Below are 10,849 nucleotides of genomic sequence, written 5' to 3'. Positions count from 1 at the left end.
AGTCGGTGATAATATGGGTTACCCCAGTATCCGCCCCAGCCGAAGCCACCACCCCAACCCCAGCCACTTCTCCAACCAAAACCTAAGCCGAAGCCGCCGCCCCAGCCAAAACCACCGCCCCAGCCGGCATAGCCATACCAAGGGTCAAAAAATGGGTCGTAATAGGACATGCCTGGTGTCGCATAGTAAAAGCGATTGATACGATTGGCATATTCAGAGTCGCTATATTCGTCTGCATATGCATCCCCATAGCTGTCCGCATATTCATCGTCGTAATATCTTCCATTCTGATCTGCATATTGGTCGGCATAAGCATTGGTATCCGTATCTGCATATTCATCGTAACCTTCTGCAGGCTCGGCATACTCATCGTAATAGTCCGGGCTGCGATAGGCGATCTCCTTTGCCTTTGTCTTCCCTCCATAAACATCATCCTGAAAAGTATTCTGTGCGTACTGACTGGTAGCGCAAGATCCTAAGGATAAGGCACCTATCAATATGGCACTTTTTATGATTAATGGTTTACTTTTCATTGTTCTTTCCTTTCAAATAATTTTGTGGTCTTTATAACGTTAGACACCGTTAAACCGAAAAGGTTTAATAGGTAAACGGTTGTAAAAATGCGTCTGCTACAAAAATAATTTAATAATCCTTACATTCGCAAAATGGAAGTAACTTTACAGTGATTTTAACATTTTTAACAAATTTTAACAGTTCCTTTTGCTTTCCATTTAAAGTACAATTTTTATTCCAAACATACAACAATGAGTAAAGGTATAACTAGCAGAAATGAAGACTATTCGCAATGGTATAATGAATTAGTAAGTAAAGCCGATTTAGCAGAACATTCCGCCGTACGTGGATGTATGGTTATTAAGCCCTATGGATACGCTATATGGGAAAAAATGCAAGCGGCACTTGACCAAATGTTTAAAGACACCGGCCACAGCAACGCCTATTTTCCGCTCTTCATACCAAAGTCATTTTTTTCAAAAGAGGCTTCTCACGTGGAAGGTTTTGCCACAGAGTGTGCCGTTGTGACACACTACCGTCTTAAAAATGACGGAAATGGACAAATCATTGTTGACGAAGAGGCAAAATTAGAGGAAGAGTTAATTGTAAGACCAACCTCGGAAACCATTATATGGAATACTTACAAAGGCTGGATACAGTCTTATCGCGATTTACCCATCTTGGTCAATCAATGGGCCAATGTCGTACGTTGGGAGATGCGCACGCGTCTATTTTTGAGAACAGCTGAATTTTTATGGCAAGAAGGGCATACGGCGCATGCCACAAGCGAGGAAGCTGTGGAAGAAACAGAACGTATGCTGAATGTATACGCTACTTTTGCCGAAGAATGGATGGCTTTACCTGTGGTTCGTGGAAGAAAAACGGAGAACGAACGTTTTGCGGGAGCTTTAGATACCTATTGCATCGAGGCGCTTATGCAAGATGGTAAAGCTTTACAGGCAGGCACCTCCCACTTTTTAGGGCAGAATTTTGCAAAGGCCTTTGACGTTAAATTTACGTCGAAAGAAGGCAAGCTGGATTATGTATGGGCAACCTCTTGGGGGGTATCTACCCGCTTGATGGGTGCTTTAATTATGGCCCACTCGGATGATGCCGGATTGGTTTTGCCTCCTAAATTAGCGCCTATCCAAGTAGTTATTGTACCGATTTATAAAACAGAAGAAGAGAGCCGGCAGATAGGCGCACTTGCCGATAACTTAATAGCACAATTGAAGCAAAAGGGGATTTCCGCCAAATATGACGACCGTGATACGCAACGTCCCGGATTCAAATTTGCCGAATGGGAGCTTAAGGGAGTGCCGGTCCGTGTAGCGATAGGAGCTCGTGATTTGCAAAATGGAACTGTGGAGCTGGCAAGAAGGGATACGCAAAGCAAAGAAACGGTTCCGCAAACAGGATTAGCGGAAGCCATCGAACAATTATTAATTACTATACAGGAGAATATCTACCAAAAAGCACTAACTTACCGCGATGCACACATTACCGAAGTAAATTCTTATGAAGAATTTAAAAAGGTGCTTGAAGGGGAGGGCGGCTTTATCTCGGCCCATTGGGATGGTACAGTAGAAACGGAGAAAAGAGTCAAGGAGGAAACCAAAGCGACCATCCGCTGTATTCCTCTTAATAATAAAGAGGAAGAAGGAACGTGTATATTTACGGGCAAACCATCAAAACAACGGGTGTTGTTTGCTAAGGCTTATTAATTGGTTATTAGTTATCGGTTACTGGTTCTTAGTCATAATCGATAATTGGTTATTAGTTCTTGTTCATAGTCAATAACTAACAACTAACAACGAATAACTAACAACTAACAACGAATAACGAAATTTATGAAATTCGCAACAAAAGCTATACATGCAGGGCAGCATCCCGATCCGACAACCGGAGCGGTGATGACGCCGATTTATCAGACATCGACGTACTGGCAACAATCGCCTGGGGAACATAAAGGTTATGAATACTCGCGAGGTACCAATCCGACGCGCAAAGCACTGGAGGAATGTATTGCAGCCTTGGAAAATGCTAAATATGGTTTGGCTTTCTCCAGTGGTATGGCCGCTACCGATACGGTGCTACGCTTGCTAAAGCCAGGGGACGAGGTTATTACGGGTAATGATTTATACGGCGGTTCGTATCGGATCTTTACAAAAGTGTTTGAGAAGTTTGGTATTAAGTTCCATTTTGTTGACTTCACGAGGCCTGAAACTATCCGGTCTTATTTAAACGATCAAACAAAGCTGATCTGGATTGAAACTCCTACGAATCCAACGATGCAAATTGTTGATATTGAAGCGGTAGGACTCATTGCGAAAGAGGCTGGCGTTCTATATGTAGTGGACAATACCTTTGCTTCGCCTTATTTACAAAATCCGATCGATTTAGGCGCAGATATTGTAATGCATTCAGTTACGAAATATATAGCCGGACATAGCGATGTGGTGATGGGCGCTTTAGTCACCAATAATGAAGAATTGTATAAGCAATTGTTCTTTTATTATAACGCATGTGGCGGTACACCGGGGCCTCAAGATAGTTTCCTGGCTCTTCGCGGTATAAAAACGCTTCATCTTCGTATGAAAGCTCATTGTGAGAATGGTAGGCAGATAGCCCAATTCTTACGGAATCATCCAAGAATTGAAAAGGTATATTGGCCGGGTTTTGAAGACCACCCAAATCATGAAGTAGCTAAAAAACAGATGCGCGATTTCGGTGGTATGATTTCCATTGTTTTAAAGGACGCCTCCCTACAGGATACCTTCAAAGTAGCTTCCTCATTTAAAGTTTTTTCTTTAGCCGAATCGTTGGGAGGCGTTGAATCTTTGATCAACCATCCCGCTACCATGACCCACGGCTCTATTCCAAAAGAAATTAGAGAAAAAGTCGGAGTTGTTGATAATCTAATCCGCATTAGTGTTGGTGTCGAAGATATTGAAGACCTTTTGAAAGATTTGGAGCAAGCTCTTAAGTTATAAGCTTTAGGTTATACGTTGTACGAATTAATAGCTGTTTGTTGACCACTAATCACTAAATGCTAACTGCTAAATGCTTCATTTAAAAGACTTCCTCGATCGTAAGGTTGAACAATATAATCAGCCTGGATTTATTGAAAATGATCCGATCTGCATTCCGCATCAATTTTCAGTAAAGCAGGATGTGGAAATCATGGGCTTTTTCGCAGCGGTATTAGCTTGGGGACAACGGAAAACCATTATTAATAAATGCCGCGAACTAATTGACAGAATGGATGGAAAGCCTTATGCGTTTATTATAGGACATGAACCAGATGATTTGAAAGGCTTGTTGGGCTTCAAGCATCGAACTTTTAATGATACCGACTTGCTGTATTTCGTCAGCTTTTTCAGAGCGCATTATGAACGTTTTAACTCCCTGGAGGATGCGTTTTTGCCTTCATCGATGTCGAGCGAGTTTAGGGAAGACTTTTTAATGGAAGGGAAGGAAGAAGCTGTATCAAGTCAAGAGATGAGCAGTAATGTGTGTTATCAAACTGAGCTTATACGTCCGAATTTAAAGGTTGAAGATGCATTGAATCGTTTTCGGGCATATTTTTTTAGTTTACCGGATTACCCTACCCGCACACGAAAACATATCAGTTCACCGGCTCAAAAGTCAACTTGTAAACGCCTTAATATGTTTTTACGCTGGATGGTTCGCAATGATCTTCGAGGAGTGGATTTCGGTATTTGGAAGCGAATAAGAATGAGCGAGTTAATTTGTCCCTGCGATGTTCATGTTGAACGGGTTGCCAGGCATTTAGGTTTAATTACGCGTAAACAGACGGATTGGAATACGGCTGTTGAACTAACAGACAACCTTCGACTACTAGATGCCAACGATCCCGTGAAATACGACTTTGCTTTATTCGGGCTGGGGGTTGAAGGGGAATTGTAAATTGTCGAGTGGTTGAGAAGTCAAAACGTTGAGTAGTTGAGACGTTAATTGAGAGGTCAAAACATTGAGTAGTCGAGATTTTACTACTTAACTATTTAACAACTTAACCATTCCACTACCTAATTAACCAATTTTAACAGCCCTTAACATCTCCCGCTTTCCCGGTGCTCCGGGTGCTTTTTCTATGGAAAATCCCAGACTTTTCATCGTACGCTTTAGGTTGCCTGTAATAGCATAGGTTACAAATACGCCTCCCGGTTTTAGAAAGGAACATGCATGTTCAAGCGTTTCCAATGTCCACATTTCCGGCTGATGAATCGCAGCGAAGGCATCAAAATAAAGTACGTCAACACATTGTTTGCTGTTGAAGCTAAGTACTTCTTGATGGGCAATCGTTAAGTCTATTTCGTTCACTAAACATTGCGGATTGGATAGAGTTTGGCCATAATGCTCCAAGAATGAATGCCAAAGAGTAGCATCTACTTCTTTGTCATAACCCGTTTGTGCAATCACCTCAACTTCGAGTGGATAGGCTTCAATACCGGTATAGGTTAATTTAATGTTTTGTTTCAAGCAATAATCCGCGGTCAACAAAAAATTAAGACCTGTTCCGAATCCTACCTCTAGAATCGATACTTTCTCATTTTGTGAAGTTAACCCCTGTTGGAGGAGGTATTGTAACCCGGATTGAAGAAATACATGCCTGCTTTCCTGCACCGCTCCATGCTTGGAGTGATAATGCTCTCCGACCGTTTCATGGAAAATAGTTTTCGAGCCGTCAGCGGTTATTACAAAGTTCATTTGTTTTACGTTAAGTTGTTGAATAGTTGAGTTGTCGAAACGTTAAATAGGTGAATCGTTTAAAATGTTGAGTAGTTAAAACGTTGAATTATCAAAGCGTTAAGCCACTCAACTACTTCTCTACTCAACCACTCAACTATTTCTCAAATTCATGTACAGCAGTACTTAAATCGTATACAGGTACCGCTACACGAGCGGCAATAATGCTCGAGCCGATAGCCGAGCGATAGCCGCCGGCGCAATGTACGACAATCGGCTTTTCTTCCGGTATTGCTTGAAGCGATTCCCGTAATCGGGGCAGGGGTATATGAATGGCTTCCTTAAACAACTTGCCCTTCTTTAGCTCGCTATCATTGCGAATGTCGATAATTGTAAAGTCAGTTTCGTTTTCTTTGAAAAAAGAAAGATCGAACGCTGGACTTACATTACTGCTTTCCGTTGATGTGAGATAGCCTTTACACTGACTCTCATAACCGATCTTGGCCAGTTTACGTAATAAACCATCCGCGTTTCGTTCTTCCGCAACAATTAAATAGAATGATTCGCCCGGCCCAACAATACTGCCGACCCAGGTCTCAAATTTGTTGCCATCCGGAATATTAATGGCATGTGGATAATGCCCGGCTTTGAATACATGTGCAGGGCGCGCATCGATGAGCAAAGCGGTAGTGTTTTCAATTTCTGATTCCACTATACGTATAATGTGTGCCAAGCTTGCTTCCAAATCGTCGGCCCCCGAACGATTGATTGCTACATCATGGACAAAGTACTTTGGAATAAAAGGCTGGTCATCCATTAGCAATTCTACAAATTCCGACTCTTCCATGGGGCGTAAAACCGGGTTTTCTTTGAGCTCTTTGCCAATAGTGCTTTGTAACTCTTTACTCATGCTCCTGCCACAAAGCGAGCCAGGGCCGTGTGCGGGATAGACTACCACGTCAGCCGGTAACTTCATGATTTTGCTGTGCAAGGTATGATACATGGCTTTTGCCAATTCGGTCGCTTTTGCCTTTACATTTCCAACATTTTCGCGAAGATCAGGTCGTCCAACGTCTCCAACGAAAAGGGTATCACCTGTAAATAAAGCCAATTCTTTTCCGGTTTGATCGCTCAACAGTACACAAATACTGTCGGGTGAATGTCCGGGAGTATTAAGTGCTTTTAAGGTATGACTACCAATTTCAATCACATCGTTTTCGTCAAAAGATTGATGTGGATAATCCGCTTCTACTAATTTACTGGTATATATGGCGGCTCCCGTACGTTTATGAAGCTCCAAATGACTGCTTACAAAATCTGCATGAGGATGTGTTTCAATGATGCCGATAATTTTGGCATGATTTTCTCTTGCAAAGGCGAGGTACGGCTCAGGATCTCTTGCCGGATCAACCAGTACCATTTCGTTATTACTAACAATAGCGTAAGAAGCATGGGAGAGCCCGGTGTCGTAAAATTGTTCTATCTGCATGTCAACCAAAATATGGGCAAAGGTACAAAAAATGGTCAGGGAGGGGGAACCTTTAATTGTCAAATAAATTACTATGCGTTTAATTATTCACATCATCGGTATATCGTTTCTTCTTACCGTATTCTGCCCCATAGAACAAGGTGAATTTGGAGAAGCAATCGATAAAGGCGAGATTACTTATGACGCTATCGACGAAGCTTCGGGTTTAGTCTGCAGTGGTTATAATCCAGGTTATTTCTGGACACACAACGATAGCGGTGATCAGGCCCGTGTGTTTTTGCTGGATAGCGCGGCGAGACATAAAACAACCTATTATTTAGAAGGAATTGACGCCCGTGATTGGGAAGATATGGCTGCCATGAAAGATAGCGGGAAGTCTTATTTATTAGTTGGCGATATTGGCGACAATTTGGCAAAACATTCAACTATTTATGTTCATAAGTTTGAAGAGCCAAAAATTAATGAGAACAACGTTGTTGATACCATTCCTAAACAGTCCATTACAACGTACACTCTTCGCTATGAAGACGGTCCGAAAGACGCTGAGTCCCTATTTTTCGACCCTATTGATAAAAAGCTCTATATCATAAGTAAGCGCGACCTGCATGTTGGTGTCTATGAAGCGATACTTCCTGCACAGAAAACTGATACGATTACCCTGAAAAAGCGTATCTCCATTCCTTATACCTTTGTTACAAGTGCCGATATCTCGCCGGATGGTAAGGAGGTGCTGATAAAAAATCTACTGAATGTGTATTATTGGAAGCGTAAGCAAGGTGAGTCTATACCCGAAATGTTTCGTCATGAAGGCACTATGCAGCCTTATCAGCCCGAACCGCAAGGCGAAGCAATCACTTTTGCACGGGACGGGTCCGGTTATTATACGACAAGTGAAAAACCTTTTGGATTGCCCGCACATATTTATTTTCATAAGAGACATGCGGGCTTTAAGTAATAGGCTATAAGCTATAAGCAATAGGCTATAAGCTATAAGCCTTATGGATATCATACTCCACCTTATACCTTCAATCTTACTTCTCACTGCTCCAAAGCTAACTTCTATTTAACATAAACTTAATGGTTCTTTTGTTTGTTTGTAAGTATTTGTTAATGAGTGTTTTGTGATTTGTTTTTATCTGCTTGCTGCTATGCTGTTAACGGTTGAAAGGGCTAGGTATATATTTTGTAACGTTTGCCTTTTCATGGAATGGTGAGGTTCATCAACTTTGTAACATGAACAAGTGAGATGTTAATATCAAGCTGTCATGTCTTAAGTGAAATACTAAACCATCAAAGAAATGAAAAAACTTTTTACAAGCTGTTTGCTCTTGACCTTATCCTTTATCGCTTTTGCACAACAGCATGGAGTAATTTCCGGAAAAGTGCAAGAATCGCTTACAAGAGCTTCCTTGCCGGGAGCCACTGTACGCCTCAATGTTGGAAACCGTTATACTATATCAGGTCAAAATGGCGACTATGAATTTTTAAATGTGCCTGCAGGAACCTATGAAATGGAAGTAATTTATATGGGTTATCAAAGGACAAAGCAGCAGGTCCTGGTAACTGCGGGGGAAAATACAGTTGTCAATTTTATGTTAGAAGACGGTTCCGTTACGATGGACGAGGTAGTCATTATGGGTGATCGTCTCCGAGGACAGGCCAGGGCGCTTAATCAACAAAAAAGTAAATCTAATATCACCAATATCATTTCATCTGATCAAGTAGGACGTTTCCCTGATGCCAATATCGGTGACGCCTTGCGGCGCGTTCCTGGTATTACCATGCAGAATGACCAAGGAGAAGCCCGTAATATTATCGTGCGTGGATTGTCACCGGAGTTAAATTCCGTGACACTCAATGGCGATCGGATCCCTTCGGCAGAAGGCGACAATCGACGGGTACAAATGGATTTAATCCCCTCGGATATGATTTCAACCATCGAGGTGAATAAAACGTTAACGCCCGACATGGACGCGGATGCCATCGGTGGATCGGTGAACTTGATTACGAGGGCTTCACCAAATGGGCAACGGATATCAGCAACCTTAGCAGGCGGTTATAACCCCTTACACCAAACACCCATTTATACCGGTGCTTTTGTTTATGGAAACCGTTTTGCTAATAACAAATTCGGTATGGTGTTGAGTGGCTCTTACAACAATAATCAACTGGGCTCCGAAGGTATTGAAGGCGAATGGGAACAGGATAAAGATGGCAATGCGTGGCTATCTCGCGAAGATATTCGAAGATACAATGTGCACCGTGTTAGAAGAAGTGTGGCGGGAGCTTTTGATTATAAAATTAATGAGAATCATAGTTTATATGCTAATCTCATTTACAATTGGCGGGACGACTGGGAAAACCGATATCGTGTGCGAACCGATATGGAATTGGCGGAAGAAGATCTGGGAGTGGCGGGAGGTTTTAAACTCGATAAAATTTCGCGCGAAACTAAAGGGGGCATCGGTAATAACCGCGTTGATTATGCTCGCTTAGAAGACCAACGTGTGCAAAACTATTCATTGGGTGGGAACCACCTGCTGGGTTCGTCCTTGGATATGGATTGGGCGGTGAGTTATGCGAAGGCAAGTGAAGACCGGCCACATGAACGATACATTAACTACGAATACGAAAGCGAAGAAGACTTATTGATCCAACAAATGTCCTCTTCTAATGATCGCCCGGTAGATTTAGTGTATGACCGTCCAAATGCTGGTTTAAGTCAACTTGACGCCATCAGCGAAAATCATGATTATACCGATGAAACCGAACTAGGTGCAAAACTGAACTTTCGGGTTCCTTTCTCCTTGATTGACGGTGAAAAAGGTCGCTTGCGTTTTGGTGCCCGCTTACGTCTGAAAGAGAAGGAACGGAGAAATGAATTCTTTGAATACACACCACTTGGCGGACAATATGATGTTTTAGGCAATGTGCAAACTGTCAATTGGACAGGTGCCTTTGAACCAGGTAACCAATATGCGCCCGGTTTATTTGCCGACAAGCATTTATTGGGTAACCTTGATTTGACAGATGCGTCTCAGTTTGAGCAAGAGGATAAACCCGATGAGTATTTATCCGCAAATTATAAAGCCAAAGAACGAATAACCGCGGGTTATATTCGTTGGGATCAGGATTTCAATAGTCAATTGTCCATGATTTTAGGGGCAAGGATCGAACATACCAATATCGACTATACCGGAAATGTGGTGGCCGATGAGGAAGAACTGGCAGGTACAAGGTCTGTTAAAAATAGTTATACAAACGTATTACCGAGTGTAACTTTTAAGTATGTTCCTCAAGAAGACTTGGTATTAAGAGGTGCTGTTACAACGAGCTTGGCCAGACCGAACTATTATGCGATCGCCCCTTATGTACAGTCTAACATAGACGATGGTTTTGTCGTGGCGGGTAATCCGGATCTAAAAGCGACTTATGCTTGGAACTTCGATCTCATGGCGGAGAAGTATTTTAAGTCGGTCGGTATTATTTCCGGAGGTGTATATTATAAAAACTTGAAGAATTTTATTTATAAATACAGTAATAGAGATTATACGGCAGAACAGTTTGCAAACGATTTTCCAGGAGCAAGCAATTTAATTCCGGAAGGAGAAACTTGGCGTTTTGTGCAGGATCGTAACGGCGATAATGTGGATGTTTATGGTTTTGAGCTTGCTATTCAGCGTCAATTGGACTTCCTGCCCGGTAAATTCCTGAAAGGTTTTGGCGTATATGCCAACTACACCTACACCAAGTCGAAAGCGAAAGGTATTGCGGATGCGGATGGTAACCCGAGAGGTAATATGACTTTGCCACAAACTGCCCCACATATGGTGAATGGTTCGTTATCGTGGGAAAATAAACGCTTTTCCGCGCGTGTCTCAGCCAATTATACAGCTGCTTACATCGATGAAATAGGATCCGATGCTTTTAGCGATTTTTATTACGATAGCCAATTCTTCTTAGATGCAAATGCTTCGTATAAATTCGGAAAGTATATGCGCGTGTTTGTAGAAGCTAATAACCTGACCAATCAATCGTTACGCTATTATTGGGGCGCCAGTAATCGTCCGATGCAAAATGAGTTTTATAAACCACGTTATAATCTAGGTCTTAAGTTTGATATGTAAGTAATAATAG

At 42.1% G+C, this 10,849-nt stretch carries 7 protein-coding genes and 1 pseudogene; 5 read left to right on the top strand and 3 right to left on the bottom strand.

Annotated features, from left to right (window positions below; genetic code table 11):
• Positions 1–533 (bottom strand): annotated as a pseudogene (locus QT327_RS03520) (hypothetical protein); the annotation flags it as partial.
• 231 nt (positions 534–764) lie between these two features.
• Between QT327_RS03520 and proS the strand changes: the two are divergent.
• The 3 genes from proS to QT327_RS03505 all read left to right on the top strand — a co-directional run bounded on the left by proS (position 765) and on the right by QT327_RS03505 (position 4,443).
• A complete protein-coding gene (proS, locus tag QT327_RS03515) occupies positions 765–2,237 on the top strand; it encodes a proline--tRNA ligase (protein ID WP_130858509.1) in 1,473 nt (490 codons plus the stop codon).
• A 126-nt stretch (positions 2,238–2,363) separates the two neighbouring features.
• Positions 2,364–3,506 carry a cystathionine gamma-synthase gene (locus tag QT327_RS03510; protein ID WP_130858508.1) on the top strand — a complete coding sequence of 381 codons (1,143 nt, stop codon included), beginning with the start codon at positions 2,364–2,366 and terminating at the stop codon, positions 3,504–3,506.
• A gap of 70 nt (positions 3,507–3,576) precedes the next feature.
• Positions 3,577–4,443, top strand: coding sequence for a TIGR02757 family protein (locus QT327_RS03505; RefSeq protein ID WP_289552029.1), 867 nt, complete (start codon positions 3,577–3,579; stop codon positions 4,441–4,443).
• 123 nt (positions 4,444–4,566) lie between these two features.
• Here QT327_RS03505 and mnmC2 read toward each other — a convergent pair whose 3' ends face one another.
• Positions 4,567–5,244: a tRNA (5-methylaminomethyl-2-thiouridine)(34)-methyltransferase MnmC2 gene (mnmC2, locus tag QT327_RS03500; RefSeq protein WP_289552028.1), complete on the bottom strand. Its 678-nt coding sequence runs from the start codon at positions 5,242–5,244 to the stop codon at positions 4,567–4,569.
• Positions 5,245–5,380: 136 nt separating this feature from the next.
• On the bottom strand, positions 5,381–6,712 hold the full coding sequence (locus tag QT327_RS03495; RefSeq protein WP_289552027.1) for an MBL fold metallo-hydrolase: 1,332 nt from the start codon (positions 6,710–6,712) through the stop codon (positions 5,381–5,383).
• Between the two features lie 73 nt (positions 6,713–6,785).
• Between QT327_RS03495 and QT327_RS03490 the strand changes: the two genes are divergently transcribed.
• Positions 6,786–7,667, top strand: coding sequence for a hypothetical protein (locus tag QT327_RS03490; RefSeq protein WP_013667864.1), 882 nt, complete (start codon positions 6,786–6,788; stop codon positions 7,665–7,667).
• 343 nt (positions 7,668–8,010) lie between these two features.
• Positions 8,011–10,839 carry a TonB-dependent receptor gene (locus tag QT327_RS03485; protein WP_289552026.1) on the top strand — a complete coding sequence of 943 codons (2,829 nt, stop codon included), beginning with the start codon at positions 8,011–8,013 and terminating at the stop codon, positions 10,837–10,839.
• The last annotated feature ends 10 nt before the right edge of the window (positions 10,840–10,849 follow it).

Source organism: Olivibacter sp. 47 (genome assembly GCF_030372825.1).
GTDB classification, from domain to species: Bacteria; Bacteroidota; Bacteroidia; order Sphingobacteriales; family Sphingobacteriaceae; genus Olivibacter; species Olivibacter oleidegradans.
The sequence above is the reverse complement of the archived record's forward strand: the minus strand, read 5'-3'. Positions and strand labels throughout refer to the sequence as shown.